Origin of the sequence: Sphingomonas xinjiangensis, assembly GCF_014199255.1 — a bacterium.
Taxonomy (GTDB): domain Bacteria; phylum Pseudomonadota; class Alphaproteobacteria; order Sphingomonadales; family Sphingomonadaceae; genus Sphingomonas; species Sphingomonas xinjiangensis.
In genome coordinates this window covers 1-15,763 of the sequence record NZ_JACIJF010000027.1, presented here as the reverse complement: position 1 = coordinate 15,763, position 15,763 = coordinate 1, and the positions used below count along the sequence as shown (strand labels likewise).

12 protein-coding genes are annotated in these 15,763 nt (G+C 63.3%); 8 read left to right on the top strand and 4 right to left on the bottom strand.

Going from position 1 to position 15,763, the window contains the following annotated elements; genetic code table 11:
* The first annotated feature begins 16 nt into the window (after positions 1-16).
* From FHT02_RS19745 to FHT02_RS19715, 7 genes are all read left to right on the top strand, one after another.
* Entirely contained in the window at positions 17-427 is a 411-nt protein-coding gene (locus FHT02_RS19745) for a DoxX family protein (protein WP_184091676.1), read from the top strand.
* Positions 428-672: 245 nt separating this feature from the next.
* A complete protein-coding gene (locus tag FHT02_RS19740) occupies positions 673-1,989 on the top strand; it encodes an MFS transporter (protein WP_184091674.1) in 1,317 nt (438 codons plus the stop codon).
* A gap of 366 nt (positions 1,990-2,355) precedes the next feature.
* Positions 2,356-2,682, top strand: coding sequence for a hypothetical protein (locus tag FHT02_RS19735; protein WP_184091672.1), 327 nt, complete (start codon positions 2,356-2,358; stop codon positions 2,680-2,682).
* Between the two features lie 183 nt (positions 2,683-2,865).
* Positions 2,866-4,455 (top strand): amidase, encoded by a 1,590-nt coding sequence (locus tag FHT02_RS19730; protein ID WP_184091670.1) that lies wholly within the window; start codon positions 2,866-2,868, stop codon positions 4,453-4,455.
* 120 nt (positions 4,456-4,575) lie between these two features.
* Positions 4,576-5,367, top strand: coding sequence for a ThuA domain-containing protein (locus tag FHT02_RS19725; RefSeq protein WP_184091668.1), 792 nt, complete (start codon positions 4,576-4,578; stop codon positions 5,365-5,367).
* 241 nt (positions 5,368-5,608) lie between these two features.
* Positions 5,609-6,421 (top strand): NIPSNAP family protein, encoded by an 813-nt coding sequence (locus FHT02_RS19720; protein WP_281393324.1) that lies wholly within the window; start codon positions 5,609-5,611, stop codon positions 6,419-6,421.
* A gap of 162 nt (positions 6,422-6,583) precedes the next feature.
* Positions 6,584-7,480 (top strand): Gfo/Idh/MocA family protein, encoded by an 897-nt coding sequence (locus tag FHT02_RS19715; RefSeq protein ID WP_184091664.1) that lies wholly within the window; start codon positions 6,584-6,586, stop codon positions 7,478-7,480.
* A gap of 303 nt (positions 7,481-7,783) precedes the next feature.
* Here FHT02_RS19715 and FHT02_RS19710 read toward each other — a convergent pair whose 3' ends face one another.
* The 3 genes from FHT02_RS19710 to FHT02_RS19700 all read right to left on the bottom strand — a co-directional run bounded on the left by FHT02_RS19710 (position 7,784) and on the right by FHT02_RS19700 (position 13,090).
* Positions 7,784-8,029 (bottom strand): DUF3253 domain-containing protein, encoded by a 246-nt coding sequence (locus FHT02_RS19710; RefSeq protein WP_184091662.1) that lies wholly within the window; start codon positions 8,027-8,029, stop codon positions 7,784-7,786.
* A 552-nt stretch (positions 8,030-8,581) separates the two neighbouring features.
* On the bottom strand, positions 8,582-10,672 hold the full coding sequence (locus FHT02_RS19705) for a phosphocholine-specific phospholipase C (protein WP_184091660.1): 2,091 nt from the start codon (positions 10,670-10,672) through the stop codon (positions 8,582-8,584).
* Positions 10,673-10,726: 54 nt separating this feature from the next.
* Complete coding sequence (locus tag FHT02_RS19700) at positions 10,727-13,090, bottom strand: TonB-dependent receptor (RefSeq protein ID WP_221239598.1); 2,364 nt, start codon at positions 13,088-13,090, stop codon at positions 10,727-10,729.
* 204 nt (positions 13,091-13,294) lie between these two features.
* On the opposite strand from FHT02_RS19700, the gene FHT02_RS19695 reads away from it, so the two are divergent.
* The gene (locus FHT02_RS19695) at positions 13,295-14,074 is read left to right on the top strand and encodes a DeoR family transcriptional regulator (RefSeq protein ID WP_184091656.1); all 780 of its coding nucleotides are present in this window, start codon (positions 13,295-13,297) and stop codon (positions 14,072-14,074) included.
* Here FHT02_RS19695 and FHT02_RS19690 read toward each other — a convergent pair.
* Positions 14,049-15,227 (bottom strand): DUF5690 family protein, encoded by a 1,179-nt coding sequence (locus FHT02_RS19690; protein WP_246352577.1) that lies wholly within the window; start codon positions 15,225-15,227, stop codon positions 14,049-14,051. The two genes, FHT02_RS19695 and FHT02_RS19690, sit on opposite strands and share 26 nt — an antisense overlap.
* Positions 15,228-15,763: the final 536 nt, after the last annotated feature.

Here is a 15,763-nt window from a genome sequence, read left to right as displayed (position 1 = left end):
TCATAAGGATTTCATCATGTCGGACGCCCCCCGTACGCCAGTTGCCGGCGCCACCACTGCCTATCTTCCCCTGATTGGCCGGATCGGCATTGCTGCCATCTTTGTGCTCAGCGGCTCGTCCAAGCTGACGGCCCCGAGCGCGACGATCGGCTACATCGCTTCAGCGGGCCTGCCGCTGCCCCAGCTTGGCCTGGGACTCGCGATCCTGGTGGAGCTGGGTGGCGGCATCCTGCTGGTGCTCGGCTATCGTACCAGGCTGGTCGCCGCGGCGATGGCACTGTTTTCCTTAGCGACGGGGGTCTTCTTCCATTCGGCGCTCGGCGACCAGAACCAGTTCATCCACTTCTTCAAGAACGTCGCGATCGCAGGCGGCCTGCTCCAGATCGTGGCGTTCGGCCCCGGCGCCCTCAGCATCGATCGGCGCTGACCGCTCCGCCGCTACAGGCGCCGCAGCCGCGTCGAAACCTGTTCGGCCGCCTCAAAGGCTGGCGGCGTGTCGCCGCCCGCACCGATGATGTCCAACCGTCTTCTTTTCCTCCGTCGCGCTCGCTGCCACGGTCATCTTTGGCTGTGATCAACGAGTCCTGACCCTCGCCTGCCGCGACGTGCGCTGAAACCGAATTGCCCTCTGCCGCTTTCATGAAAGAACACGAACTTCCAGGAGACTTGCTCATGATACCTATAGCACCGGCCGAAGCTGGGAACCCGGACGGTACATCGAGCAACAACCGGTTGAAGTCGATCATCGGTGGCTCCACCGGCAATCTGGTCGAGTGGTTCGACTGGTATGTGTACGCAGCGTTCACGCTGTATTTCGCGCCGCACTTCTTCCCGTCCGAAGACCAAACGGCTCAATTATTGAGCGCTGCGGCGGTATTCGCCGTGGGCTTTGTCATGCGGCCGATCGGTGCGTGGATCATGGGCATCTACGCCGATAATAAGGGACGCAAGGCCGGACTGACCCTGTCGGTGACGCTGATGTGCTTGGGCTCTTTGATCATCGCCTGCACGCCGGGCTATGAAACGATCGGGCTCGCGGCGCCAGCACTGCTGGTCCTCGCTCGGATGATGCAAGGACTGTCGGTCGGCGGAGAATATGGCGCCAGTGCCACCTACCTTTCAGAGATGGCTGGCAAGGACCGACGGGGTTTCTTCTCGTCCTTTCAGTATGTCACGCTCATCTCCGGCCAACTGCTAGCCATCCTGCTCCTTCTGCTGCTGCAGGCCCTGCTGGACGAAGGCGCCCTCGACGCATGGGGCTGGCGCATTCCGTTTGCGGTGGGCGCGGTGTTGGCGGTCGTTGTGTTCCGCATCCGCCGCGGGCTGGCCGAAACCGAGAGCTTCAAGAATGCCAAGGTCAAGGACGCGCCAAAGTCGGGCTTCATGGCGCTGCTTCGTCATCATCCCAAGGAAACGGCATTGGTGGTGCTGCTGACCGCAGGCGGCACGCTCGCCTTCTATGCTTACTCGATTTACATGCAAAAGTTCCTGGTCAACACCAGCGGCTTCAGCCGCGAGGTGGCGAGCCAGATCAACGCGGTGACGCTGTTCGTCTTCATGATGCTGCAACCCGCGGCCGGTGCGCTTAGCGACCGGGTCGGCCGCAAGCCGCTAATGGTCGGTTTCGGCGTATTGGGCGTGCTGTGTACCTATCCGATCTTCAGCACGCTGGAGACCACGCGCGACCCGCTGATCGCCGGTCTGCTGGTGATGGCCGCGCTGGTAATCGTCAGCGGCTATACCTCGATCAACGCGGTAGTGAAGGCGGAGCTATTTCCCGCCCATATCCGCGCACTAGGGGTCGCTCTGCCCTACGCGCTGGCCAACACGATCTTTGGCGGGACGGCCGAATACGTCGCCTTGAGCTTCAAGGACGCAGGCTGGGAGCGGGGTTTCTACTGGTATGTGACGGCAATGATCGGGATATCGCTGATTGTCTATCTGTGCATGCGCGATACCCGGCGCACCAGCCTCATAGCGGAGGACTGAAGACCCCCGGGCGATCCGCTGACTTCAGCGGATCGCCCCTACCCGACGCTCCGAGGCACGTCGCCTAGGACCGATTTTCGATGCTGATTGGGAGCAAGCGGCCTGTGACCAGATCGCGGTTGATGGCAGCTGCTGGTCAGACCGTCCTAGGAACCAGGAGGTAAGTGGCCAGCCGGCTCTGGAGCGACGGGTAGCCTAAATATGACGTAGCGTTATGTTGCGGCCTCAATCCACCTCCGGAACACCCCCCACAGCAGCCCACAAGTCGAGTGATCCGCATGAAAAGTGGAAGACATCCCCTTCGACGAGAGCGACTCACCAACTCCCCGTCTGCTGCCACTCTTCCACGTCGCCGCTAGGATCGACATGCTCCGCAAGCTGGAAGGGGCCGCCCCCATCGGCGTGTCGGTCAGGTCGATCTTCAACACCACCCCGGACTGGCGAGCGTTGCGACTCCAGGCCGTAAAAGTACTTCAAGTCGCCATCGTACTGAGCCTGGTCACCATCGGCTCCGCGACCGTTCTCGTTGAGCCGGCCCTGACAGAAGCTGTGGCTGAAAACCCTCTGTTCTACCGTGAGCGCGCACGCGAGCAGGGGGAGCCGTTCAGCGCGTCGCTCTTGCCGGGGACTGGACCATATCAGCAACGCTATCGGGCCGCCTATGCCTCGTACATCGAGCAAGTGGACGCGTAGCGCGGCCTCCTGTTTGCGGGCGTGAAGCTGATCTAGGCGAGGTTGGAACGCCCCACCGCGCTGGTGGCCCTCTACCGCGTTCGGCGACGGCTGGGAGAGCTGCCGATTCAGCAGGAGCCTCTATTTCGTTGCTCTTGCCAGTCGATATTTAACCTGTAGCCTCAGCGTTTTAGGGGGGAAGATATGCGACACTGCGCCTGGATATTGGCAACGGCACTCGCCACCACGACACAAGCCAGCGCACAGGATGTCCCCCCTTCAATCCTTTCGTTTGAAGAAAAGTCGATCGACGAACTGCAAGGCATGATGGCCTCTAAGGCACATTCCAGTGCCGAGATCACCGAGCTTTATATCCAGCGCATCAAGATGCTCGACCATCGCGGCCCGACGCTCCGTTCGGTCATCGCCATCAGTCCCAACGCGCTGGAGCAAGCGCGTGCCAGCGACGCCCGCCGCAAGGCGGGCAAGCTCAAGGGACCGCTCGATGGCGTGCCCGTGCTCATCAAGGACAATATCGAAACGCGCGAGCTTCCCACCACCGCCGGCAGTCTGGCGCTCAAGGACAATTGGACGCGCCGCGATGCACCGCTCGTCGCGCTTCTGCGCGCGCAGGGGGCGGTAATTCTGGGCAAGACCAACTTGAGCGAATGGGCCAATATCCGCTCCACCAACTCGATGAGCGGGTGGAGTGCGGTCGGCGGGCTGGTCAGGAACCCATATGCGCTAGATCGTACGTCCTGTGGTTCCTCCAGCGGTTCGGGTGCGGCGGTCGCCGCCAGCTTGGCGCCGGTTGCGGTCGGCACGGAGACCGATGGATCGGTGGTGTGCCCATCGGCAATGAACGGGCTGGTAGGCCTGAAGCCCACGCTCGGGCTGGTGAGCCGCACCCGCGTCGTGCCGATCAGCCATAGCCAAGATACGCCGGGCCCGATGGCGCGGACGGTGAAAGACACCGCGATCCTGTTTTCCGCAATGGTCGGCAGCGATCCCGAAGACGCCGCGACCAAGGATGCGGGGCGGTACCGGCGGGACTATGCCGCCGCCCTGTCGGACACGGCGCTGCGTGGCACGCGGGTCGGTGTCTGGCGCCCGCAAATGGCTGCAGACTTGAGTGCAAAATTCGACGCGGCGCTGGAGCAGCTTCGGCTTGCCGGCGCGGTACTGGTCGACGTGAAGCTGCCAGAGCTGAATGGCCTGGGGGAAGCTGAATCGCTGGTGCTCTATACCGAGCTCAAAGCCGATCTTGAGGCCTATCTCGCCACCACGCCACCTTCGGTGAAGACCCGGACGCTGGCCGACGTCGTTGCCTTCAATGAGGCCAACCGGGCGGCGGAGATGCCGTTCTTTGGCCAGGAAGGCTTTTTGCGGGCGCAGAGGACCAAGGGGCTGGCTGATCCGGAGTACGTCGCCGCCCGCGCTAGGTCGCAGCGCCAGGCGAGTGTCGAGGGGATCGATGCGATGCTGAAGGCCGGCAATGTGCATCTGCTGGTGACGCCCACCTATGGCACGCCCTGGCTCAGCGATCCCGCGCATGGCGACCAGTTCACCGGCCCCTCGGCCAGCGAGCTGCCCGCCGTGTCGGGTTATCCGCACCTGACCGTGCCGATGGGCCTGGTCAACGGGTTGCCGGCCGGATTGTCGTTCATCGGAACTGCCTATTCCGAGCAGATGCTGCTGAACGCGGGCTATGCTTACGAGCAGGCAAGCCATGCTCGCGTGGTGCCGACGTATCGCCGGAGCGTGCCGGCCGATCTGGGGCCACGCGGCGACTAGGCGGGCGTCCCATTCGAGAGGGTCGCGCCAGACAGGCGCGTCGACGCGGTGTACATCGTCCTGCCGGCGCCTCGCTCAGCTCTCCCATTCAGGCTATTGAACCCAGCAGGAGATTGCACGATGCGTAAGATGCTTGCGTTGCTCGCACTGGTGACGATGGCCCAGGCAGCGCCTGACCCACATCGGCCAACGCCCATGTACGATGCCGTCGCACCTGTGCTCCCCAAGGGATTGCAGCAGGCTGTCCTGATCGTTTCAAAGACCAACGGCTGGCGGCACATCGAACACATTCCGCACTCGAACGCCGTGCTTGCCGACATTGCGAAAAGCCGGGGCCTCTCCAGCTACGTCACGGAGAATGCGGCTGTCTTCAACGATCAACAACTAAAACTATTTTCCGTCGTGGTTCTCAACAGCGCCAGTGGCGATTTCCTCACCGGCGACCAACGCGCTGCATTTGCCCGGTTCGTGGCGCGAGGCGGCGGCGTAGTGGCGCTGCATGCTGCAGGCGACAACAGCCATACCGACGCCTGGTACACCCGCACGATCATCGGCACCAAGTTCATCGGACATCCCGGAGGCAGCGATCAGTTCCAGTCGGCGCGAATTGCCGTCGACCATCCAGATCATCCCGCAATGGCCGGCGTAAAGCTGCCCTGGTCACCAATCGACGAATGGTACTCGTTCAATGCAAACCCGGCAGCAAGCGGCATGACCGTCCTCGCAAGAATCGACGAGGCAAGTTACCGGCCCGGTGCCGAGCTGGTGATGGGATCGCACCCGGTCATCTGGATCAATCCGTTGGGGAAAGGACGGATTTTCTATTCTGCGCTCGGCCACTCACCGGATGCGTATGATGATCCGAACTACCGGCGCATCCTTGCTAACGCGATCAGCTGGGTTAGACGATAGGTCGGAAAAGAAGGATATTGTCGAACAGCTCCCGCCCGCACTGCCTGCGACGGGCGACGACGAGACCCACAAAGCGACGTTCAGGCCCTCTTCGGCCGCTCCCAACTCTAGACACTCGCTCGTCTCGACGAGATGGGAGCCGCCAGACATGGCGCTCCAACGCCAATGCTGTTGAGGTATAGCGGATTGACGACGGCCGCGGCATGAGCTTCGTACCTTATCACGGCTCTGCGAGGACACTATGGCCCACCCAATTGACCGACGATCGCTGCTCGCGGCCGCCACCTTGGGCGGTGTGACCTTGGCGACCGCCGACACCTGGGCCCAGGCCGGGCCTGCGGCAGGAAGCCCTGAGGTTTACGAGCTTCGGACTTACCGCCTAGTTCACGGCCCAATGAAGGAGCGCCTGGACGCTTATCTTCGAGCGGCCTTCATCCCGGCTGCGCGCCGTGCAGGTTGCGGACCAGTCGGAGCATTTACGGTGACCATCGGTCCTGGTAGCCCGAGCGTATATGTTCTGGTCCCCTATCGTTCGATCGCGGACTTCATCGCCCTGCCTAGCAAGCTCACGGCCGACCGGAGCTACGGCAAAGCCGCCGAGCCGTTCCACGACGCCACGCCGGAAGGGCCGCCGTACGCCTCGCTCGACGTGAAGCTCATGCAGGCTTTTCCTAACTTCCCTCGCATGGAGCTTGCTAGAAATCCCCACAACAACAAGTCGCGCATCTTTGAACTGAGGACGTACCATAGTCATAGCGAGAAGGCAGGAGCGACGAAGATTCGTATGTTCGATACCGGAGGAGAGATCGAGATATTTCGCCGCACCGGTCTGAAGCCAGTATTCTTCGCCCAAGACCTGACAGGATCTCGTCTGCCAAGCTTGACGTACCTGCTGACCTTCCCAGATCTTGCGACCCGCGACCGAAACTGGAGCACCTTTGGCGCGGATCCGGCTTGGCGTAAGTTGATCGCGACACCGGGGCTTACCGACCGTGAAATCACCACGGGAATAGATAATCAGATACTAAGCCCAACGCCATATTCGCAGATCTGAACAATCGACAATCATCGCCGGTCACGTTCAAAAGCGGACCTTTGTACACTTTGGTTGAACGCGCATGCCCCGCTCAGGAGCACCGCCAAAGTGGGTCGCCGGGTCGCGCGATCAAGCGAATGCGATACCTAGCTGCCTGCAACTGACAGTTCGGAGACAATTATGCGCGTGCTGGTGACGGGACTGGGTGACATCGCCCACAAAGCATATCTGCCGGTGTTGGCGGCTCTTCCAGAGCTAGAGATACATCTGGCGACCCGCAATCAAGAAGTCCTTCGAAGGTGCGGGCAACTGTTCCGCGTGCACCACCTGCATACCAGTATCGAAAAGGCGTTAGCGGACGCATCGTTCGACGCAGCCTTTGTTCATGCAGCTACCAGCGCGCACCCAGCAATCGTCCAGATGCTGCTCGAACAGCGCACCGCCACCCTTGTCGACAAGCCGCTGGCTGACAATCTTGTGGATGCTCAGCAGCTTGTCACGCTTGCCGAACGTCAGGCCACACTGCTGAAAGTCGGCTTCAATCGCCGGTTCGCCCCAGAGTACGCTGCTCTACGTAATGCGGGCGCAAACTTGATCATCATGGAAAAGCATCGTCATCGACATCCTGACCGGCCTCGACGGGTGGTGTTCGATGACTTCATCCATGTCATTGATACGCTGCTGTTCCTGGCCCCGTCTCCAGTGCAGCGCCGTACCATCGAAACCCACCTTGAGCATGGATTACTCCAGGCGGTTGCAGTCACGCTGACGGGTGAGGGCTACACCGCTATAGGGATCATGCACCGAAACAGTGGATTGGATGAGGAACGGCTCGATGTAATCGGAGGCGGCGTAAGGCGGTCGGTACGAAACATCGCGGAGACGGTTCTTTCGGCGGGCTCAGAATGCAGACATCGCCGGGGTGACTGGACGTCCGTCGTGCGTCAACGCGGTTTCGAAGCGATGTGTGCGGACTTCCTGCTAGCAGTCCGTGAAGGTCGCCGCACTGATGCCGCAGATCTTTTGCCGACCCACGCACTTTGTGAGGCGGTGATCGGCGATGCTGATGACAAGTAACGTGAGCTATCGACGAAGTGATTAGCGCGGCAAGGATGAAGTGTCAGGCGTTCTTATGATTGAGAACTGTAACCGCAGAAGCGTCGGTTTAGGAATTTGGGAGTCCATCCAATCGGGCCGAACGAACGACCACTTCCGGGCAAGCTGGGAGCGGGCGCATATGCCTGAGATTGGGGCGGAAACGGCCCGGCCGCTTCGCGGCAATAGAGAGCACAACCGGTCGTTCAGATCTCCCTCTCTCCAACTTCAGCCGTTCCTTCATATCGACGAGGAGGCCGCTTCCTTGGGTCGGTAGCCCGCGAACTAAGGCGAGATCGCCCGGCTGATGCGGTATGGGCCGGCGCGCCCTGTGAGCGGCCGCCCTTGCCAGCTTAGCCGCACGTGCCCCTCTTCGAACAGGCGGTCAACGGCTGCATGGACCAGCGGCATGGCCTCTCGCCAAGCATGTTCGGGTGCGATCGCGCGGGCTACCTCGCTCGGGCACACTGTCGCGTCCGGCGATCGCGCCGCGAGCAGCGCGAGAGTCGTATCGCGCGCGCCCGATGTCATAGTCTGCGGTGGCGCCTGCGCTGCGAACGGCCCACCGTCGTCGAAGCAAGCCTCGGCAGAGCGCGCCCACCGACAGTCAGGCTTTTCCTCTGCTGACTGGTTCCCAAAGCTACCGCGCCGGGTTGCTGGCGCTTCAATCCGGCGAACTTTGCCGCTTCAGCCTCGGCGGCCGTAGCCCCGTCACATATCGCATTGATCATGTAGCGGCATCGGCCAGCCTCCCGAGATCCAGAGCCAGGACAGTCTCTTCCATTCGTTGTTGCAAGATCTCGATCGTCACTGGCACTCGAGTAAACGCATGACGATGCTTCCAGGTCGCAAGCGGGTGATAGCGCTACGACCCATTCTCCGATATTCAGGACTATCAAGCGGCTACCCGAAACCAGACTCCCGTTCATGTGAACGTATCATGCGGCGCACATTGTCCCGCTCAAATAGGCCCGCTGCAAACACGGTCTGAGCTGTTAATGAATAGGCGACGCTCCAGCCAGCATGTATGTTCGGCCCCTAGTCTCGGGCCATTCTCCACTCTCGCAACTCGCCGCCGATCCCTTACCCAACGAGGAATGGGTCGCTGCACGTCGCCCGACCGGCACGGTCATACCGACCTGCCAGCCGTCTGCGGAAAAGAGGATAGGCGGCGCTGGTCACGACCACGTCATACCAGCCGAAATCCTCCGCACTCGACCACCGATAGGTTCCTGCGGCAGGGCGCACCGCCAGCGTCGCGCGTCCGGTGCGGAGACGCTCGACCATCAGCGTGGCGCCCGCAGCTCCAGAGGGTATCTGCAACGCGACTTCGTGAGCGGTGATGCGCCAGTCGAGCGCGGCGAGCGCTATATCCTCGCGTCCGCCCTTGAAGTGGCGGTGAAAGCCATTGGGTCCCAGCACCCACAAATCATAGTCACCTGCCCCGCTTAACGGCCAATGCGCAACGATCTGCTCTCCAGAACCTACCGTGAATCGACGCGGAACCGCTGCCAGCGCCGCGCAGTCATATACGTGGAAAACCGCACCCGGCGTTCCCGGCGCCACTTGAAAACTCAGGGCGATGCGGTCGCTATCGACCGCGGCGCGCGTCTCCAGCCGATAGCGCAGCGGCCGCGCGCGCCGGATGCCGGGCTCCTGGCGGGGAAGCTTTTGGCCAACCGGGGCTGGGGGACTGACCTGGCGCGGGATCGCCGCGGCACGATCCGCATCGCCGCGCGGGTTCGGCAGTGTCAACGCTTCGCCGCCGCGACCCGCGCTGAAGTCGAACGCGCTGGTCAGATCGCCGCATATCGCGCGTCGCCAGGGCGAGATGTTCGTCTCCCTTATGCCAAAGCGCGCCTCAAGAAAGCGGATCACTGAGGTGTGATCGAACGTCTCCGAGTTCACCCAGCCGCCTCGGCTCCACGGAGAGATGACGTAGAGCGGTACGCGCGGACCCAGGCCATAGGCGCGGCCGCGATAATCGGGCTTGTCGACAGCGGCATCGCCCTTGCTCGGGACCAGATGGTACTCGCCCGTCAGATCGACGCTCGATCCGCCCCACAGACTCCCGTCGGCTGCGCGCGAAGGCGGGGCCGGTGGTGGAACATGATCGAAGAAGCCGTCATTCTCGTCGAACATCACCAGCAGCACGGTGCGCGCCCAAACGGCAGGGTCGGCAGTTAGCGCATCGATGACGTCAGCGGTGTACGCGGCGCCCTGGGCGGGGCTCGACGGGCCGGGATGTTCCGAGCCCTTGGCGGTGGCGATGATGTACGAGACCTGCGGCAGACGGCCGCCGAGCACATCCTCACGCAGGCGGTTGAGCCCGCGTGTGGTCAGCGCCCGCTCCCGCAACGCGGGATCCCCTTCTCCGCGATGCGCGTCGCGGAATGCCGCGAAACCGACCAGCGGGTTGTCGGTGAAATTGTCGGCCATGTCCTGGTAGATGCGCCAATCGACCCCTGCCGCTTGCAAGCGCTCGACTGTGGTTGTCCAGCGATAGGGCGCAGCAGCGCCGCCATCCTCGGGCAGGCTGTCATGCGAATTGCCGATCGCAGGGCCGCCCTGCGCGCCTCTGGGATCGTTGGTTCCGCTCCACAGGAACAGCCGGTTGGTATTGGTGCCGGTTTGGGCCGAGCAATGATAGGCGTCGCAGATCGTGAACGCCTCAGCCAGCGCGAACTGGAACGGGATATCCCCGCGGCGATAATGGCCCATCGCCCGCTGGCTCTTGGCTTCGGGCCAGTGCGCCATGCGCCCGTCGTCCCAGCCGGCCTGGGCGTCGGGCCAGCTGTGCGGCGTGCCTTCCATTCGCATCAGGTCGAAGGCGCGCCGGGTATCGAGATGGAACGGGAGCACCGTGCGCGCGCCGCCCGGCGCGGTGCGGTCGCGCTGCTGCCAAACGGTGCGCGGCTGCGGCTCGCCCGGCATGGCGGCGAGCGGGATCGGCAAGCGGTCGCCAAAGCCGCGCACGCCGCGCAGGGTGCCGAAATAATGATCGAAACCGCGATTTTCCTGCATCAGGATCACGACATGCTCGACGTCGCGGATCGTACCGCTGCGAACATCGGGTGCGATTCCCGCCGCGAGCGCGATCGCCGGGGGCAGTGCGGCCAGCCCCGCGCCGGACAAACCGGCGCCGATCAGCGCGCGACGAGTGAGATCGGTCATGCGTATCCTGTGTTCCACGAAACGGGCCGGCCGCCAAGCCGGCCCCGCCGATCGTCAGAAGTCGAGCGACAGCGACGCCGTAACCGTCCGCGGCGCGCCCAGAAAGGCCGAACCGCCATCGGAGCCTGCAAGGTAGCGCTCGTTCGTGAGGTTGGTGCCCTGGACTGTCACCGACACGCCCTTGAGCCGTCCGTCCAGCCCACCAAGATCGGCGCCGATGAACCCGTTGAGCAGGGTGAAGCTCGGCGTCTGGGTAAGGCCCAGCGTGTCGATATTGCGATCGCCGACGAACTTGGCCGACAGCCCGCCTTTGAAGATCGAGCGCGCGTAATCCGCCGAGAGCACCCACATGTTGCGCGGCGAATTGATCACCTGCACGCCCGGCGCGACGCCCACATCCTTGTCCTGCGCGGCGTTGCCGGTACCGATATAGGTCGCCTTGTTGTACGTGTAGTTGCCCGAAAGCGTCAGGCCACCAGAGATGCGATAGGCGAGCGCCGCCTCCACGCCGCGGCTCTTCACCCCGCCTACGTTGAGATAGGCGCGGTCCTGCTGCTCCAGATAGTCAATGCCCGTCACCAGGTTCGAGGCGATCGATACGATCTGGTTCTGGAACTTGATGTCGTAGAGCGTCAGCGAGGCCTGGATCCGGTTGGTGCTGTAGCGCGCGCCGACTTCGACGTTGTTGGCGGTTTCCGGCTTCAGCCGCTGGATCGTCTGGGCCGGCTGGCCGAGCGGGCCGTTGCCGATCGCGGCAAAGTTCTGCGAATAGCCGGCGAACACTTCCAGCCCGTCGATCGGGGCGCGATACGCGAGACCGGCGGAGACCAGCGGCTTTGAGTGCGAGTCGATCCGGGTGCTGCCTGGCGCGCCGATCCGCTCGATGCGGCCCTGATCGAGGAAGAACTGCTTCACGCCGAACCGCGCGGTGACCGGGCCTAGCGTCAGCGCGTCCTGCACATAATACATCAGTTCGTCTGCGGGATAATCGGTGCTGAACTGCGTGTAATAAGGTGTGCCGTCAAAGGCGGGGCCGATCAGCGCATTGGTCACCTTGTGCCAGTCGCGGCGCTGGTTGACGCGGGCGTGCTCGTACCAATAGCCGGCGCGCAGCTGGTTTTCGAAGCCGCCGAACGCATGCGTCCATTCCAGATCGCCAGTGAAACCGAACCGCTTGGTGTCATAATGCGTGTGGCGATACGACATCACCGGAGTCGATCCCGGTGCGTAGCACGCGGGCGAGCTCTCCGCGGGGACGCCAGCCGATCCGGTGCAGCCCGGGATCATCGTCGCCTTGGCGCCGCTGGGGGTCACGAAGAAGAAGGTGCCGCGGTTGGGCACGCCGATCGCGGGGGAGCCGCCGGTAAACTCGCTTTCCGGCTGCCCGGCGCTGTCATTGACGACATCGACCAGATAGGGCGGCAGCCAGTCGCCGCGGCCGGTCATGCTATGGCCATAGGCGCCGATCTGCATCGAGAGCTCGCCTACTTCGGTTCGTGCCTTGAGATAGCCGAACAGGTTCTTGCGCAACGCCCGTGACCCGGCGCGATAAGCCTGGTCGATATAGGGGATGCCGACCCATTCGTCGGTGAGCGCGTCGTGCTTCGGATCGCTCAGGAACTGGGCCAGCGATACCGATCCGAACTCGGGTTCGTCGGCATCGTCATACGACACGAACGCCGTGAGATCGACATCGGCGACGCGGGTGAGGAGCTTGGCTGAGAGATGGTCGCGCCGGGTTTCGCCCGCACCGCCGATGAAGTCGCGATTATAGGCGGTGGCGCCGCTGATCCAGGCGCGGGTGTCGGGCGCGATCTCGCCGGTGTCGACGCGCGCATAAAGCTTACGGGCGCTGAAGTCGCCGGCGGCCCCGGTGAAGCGCACGCGCGACTCTTGCAGAGGATCGCTCGTTACGTAATCGAGCGTGCCGCCCAGCGCTTCGTTCGAGCGCGACGAGATGTCGGCGGTGCCCTGCGAGACGTTGACCGTGCCGAGGTCGAGCACGTCGATGAAGCGGTTCGCGCGCGAGCCTCCGCCATAGCCCGAGCCGCCGTTGGGCATGCCGTCCAACGTCGTGCCGATCTGCTGCCCGCCACCGCCGCTGTTGAAGCCGCGTATGCTGATCGTGGTTACCCAGGAGGACGAGCCGAATGCATCGCCTTCGGTGACCGAAACGCCGGGCAGTTCGCCGATCACGGCGTTGACGCTGGTCAGCGCGGACTGGCGCTCGAGCATGGGAGGCGTGACGCGGTTGTTGGCAAAGGTTGTTGCCTGACCGACCACGACGATGTCGTCGGTGCGTCCAGCTTCGCCACTCTCGCCGTGGCGCTCCTCAGTCGGTGCGGGTTCCGTCTGCGCATAGGCTGCGTTCGTCCCCGCCACGATCGCAAGGATCGCAGCCCCCATTTCCCACTTCATCGAAAGTCTCCCCACTAGCCGCATTGCAGTGCAGCAACACCGCGGCAATGGCGGTGTGAAGTGACATCTGTGTGACGATATGTGGGTTTATGTGGATTTGTGGGACCGATGCCGGCAAGATAAGCGATATTGTCACATCAGGTTCGAGCGAATAGCTGTGTGTATCCAGCTTCAGAAATCCCGTCCTCACCGCCGGAGCAGCACGTGACTCAGTCCGAAAGAATGACCCAGTTGCTCGACCTGCTCAAAAAGCAGGGCTCCTGGTCCATCGCCGACCTCGCCGCGCACTTCGCGGTATCTGAGGAGACCGTCCGGCGCGACGTTCGACAGCTCGAAGGGGACGGCCGGGCGCTGAAGGTGCATGGCGGCGTTCGTCTTCCCGACACCCAGCTCGAGGGACCCTATCGCCTTCGAATGCGTGAGCAGGCGGAGGCTAAGCAGGCAATCGCGCGCGCCGCCGCCGGGCTGATCAGCGATGGCATGACCGTGCTCCTCGATTCCGGCAGCACCTCTTTCTACGTCGCGCGCGCGCTTGCACCGCTCCGCCGGCTGACGATCATCACCAACAATTTGGCCATCGCCAATGAGATGGTTGGTCGGGCTGATCACCGCGTGTTCTTCGCAGGCGGCGAGGTGAACAACGATTATCGCGCGACATTCGATGCCGGGGCGATCGCCTATACGCGCAGCTTCGTGCCCGATGTCGCGATCCTGTCAATGGGCGCGATCGAGGCGGCGCGAGCCTTTCTCGATTTTGAGCCGGCGGAAGCCGCATACAAGCGCGCGGTGCTCGATCGGATGCGTCGCGTGGTGGTGGTGGCCGATGCAGTGAAGTTCGGTCGCCCCGCCAGCGTCCACGTCGCCGATTTTGCTGAGGTTCACGATCTTATGACCGATGCGGCACCGCCCGCCGACATTGCCGCGGCGGCCCAGCGCGGCGGCACGCGGGTGCATGTCGTCAGCAAAGGGCGCGACGACGGCTGAACCACAGCGCGGAGACCGTCGTCAGCACGACCAAGGCGATGCTGGTGGCTAGGCTCGCGTGCAGGAAAAAGCGCAGCCAATCGCGCGGTGCGGCGCCGGTGTGCCGCAGGATCAACAACACCACAGTACCGGCATAGCCCGACGCGTCGCAGAGATAGATGAGGAATCCGGCATTTGCCGGCGAGCGGGTGACGGCTACCATCCGGTCGAACAGGATCGCGCTGAACGGCGCATATACCAGGTACAGCCCGGTACCGGACATGATCGTCCAGCCCACGGGCCCGATCGTGCCGGCGGTGCCCGGCAGGGCGGAGAACCCCAGCAGCAGCGCGCCTCCGATCACCATTGCATGCACAACGAGCAGTGCGCGCAAATTGTCACGGATCGCCGCGAGGCTCGCCAGGCCGGCAAGCACGACCAGGGTGATCGGCACCTCGGTCGCGGAATAGAGCCCTGCCGAAGCATGGGGCCCCAGCCCTTTCCACAACTCGGGCGCGAAATTGTCGCGCAGGTCACGCACTGCGGTCGCCATCGTGTAGCCGAGGATGAGCGCCACCAGCGGTACCCAGTGGCGGCGGACATAATCGAGGCGGGCTGCACGATCCATCGGCACACGCGCGCCGCGCGCGGCGCGATCCAAGGCGTCGCGCGGCGGTGTGCGTGACAGCACCGCCATACCGGCAAGCAGCAGCGGAGCGAACATCAGTCCGACCAGCGCCGGCATCGCCGAGGCGCTCACCCCGGCATCGAGCAGCAGCTTGCCCACCGATTTCGCCACGCCCGAGGACAGGATGAAGCTGGAGGTGAGGATCGTCGCCAGCACCTCCGAATTTCGCCGCCCCTCCAGGTAACTGAACACCAGCCCCCAGATCATGCCCAGCGGCAGCCCGTTGAGCAGCATGCAGAATGGCCCGAGCCGCTGTGGAAGCACCGCGAGCAACAAGAGCGCCAGCCAACTCACGCCGATCAGCGACAGGATCATGCGGGTGCGGCGCTCTGGCGGACGCCCGGGGACGACATGCACTCCGATCAGTTTGGAGCAGGCATAGCCGATCGCCTGGGCGATGATCAGCGCGGCCTTGTAATCAAGGCCGAGGAGCGTCGGCTGCCCCTCGAATTCGGCTGCGGTGTACGGCTTCCGGAAGCCGTACATGGCGAAGTACACGCAAAAGGCGGCCATTCCGGCAACCAGCAGGCGCTTCCGGGCATTGACTGGCCGAAGAGCATCATTTTGGCATGCCCGGGATTGAGGAAGCATCGCGGCAATGGGGAGGCCGCCGTGCTGGTTCGGGTTGATCAGTTCGCCTGGTCCTTCACGGCAATTCCTCAGCCTCTAAGGCGCCGTTGTGAAAGGACGATTACACATGGCGCCGCCCACACGGGCGCCACGGACGAAGGACTTCGCTGGAATCGGATCGAGGTGGAAGAATAGGTCACGGTACGCGAACGCTGCCCGCGCGAGCTGATCGGCGTGGAGGAAGAGCCTGGCCTCGCGCTGATGTCGAACCTTGCGGAGGCCATAGTCGCGGTGCCGGCACCTGATCGGCGGGCTCGGGCGCTGGAGGTGCGTGGGCGGTTTGCCTAGGGGATTGATCGCCAAACGAAAAAGGCGCCCGGTTAGGGCGCCTGATTATATGATATGGTTGGTTGCGGGGACAGGATTTGAACCTGTGACCTTCAGGTTATGAG

Bases quoted from the DNA above. Each gene is read 5' to 3' on its own strand.
- FHT02_RS19745 (WP_184091676.1), top strand. From the start codon at position 17: ATGTCGGACGCCCCCCGTACGCCAGTTGCCGGCGCCACCACTGCCTAT.
- FHT02_RS19740 (WP_184091674.1), top strand. From the start codon at position 673: ATGATACCTATAGCACCGGCCGAAGCTGGGAACCCGGACGGTACATCG.
- FHT02_RS19735 (WP_184091672.1), top strand. From the start codon at position 2,356: ATGCTCCGCAAGCTGGAAGGGGCCGCCCCCATCGGCGTGTCGGTCAGG.
- FHT02_RS19730 (WP_184091670.1), top strand. From the start codon at position 2,866: ATGCGACACTGCGCCTGGATATTGGCAACGGCACTCGCCACCACGACA.
- FHT02_RS19725 (WP_184091668.1), top strand. From the start codon at position 4,576: ATGCGTAAGATGCTTGCGTTGCTCGCACTGGTGACGATGGCCCAGGCA.
- FHT02_RS19720 (WP_281393324.1), top strand. From the start codon at position 5,609: ATGGCCCACCCAATTGACCGACGATCGCTGCTCGCGGCCGCCACCTTG.
- FHT02_RS19715 (WP_184091664.1), top strand. From the start codon at position 6,584: ATGCGCGTGCTGGTGACGGGACTGGGTGACATCGCCCACAAAGCATAT.
- FHT02_RS19710 (WP_184091662.1), bottom strand. From the start codon at position 8,029: ATGACATCGGGCGCGCGCGATACGACTCTCGCGCTGCTCGCGGCGCGA.
- FHT02_RS19705 (WP_184091660.1), bottom strand. From the start codon at position 10,672: ATGACCGATCTCACTCGTCGCGCGCTGATCGGCGCCGGTTTGTCCGGC.
- FHT02_RS19700 (WP_221239598.1), bottom strand. From the start codon at position 13,090: ATGAAGTGGGAAATGGGGGCTGCGATCCTTGCGATCGTGGCGGGGACG.
- FHT02_RS19690 (WP_246352577.1), bottom strand. From the start codon at position 15,227: ATGTACGGCTTCCGGAAGCCGTACACCGCAGCCGAATTCGAGGGGCAG.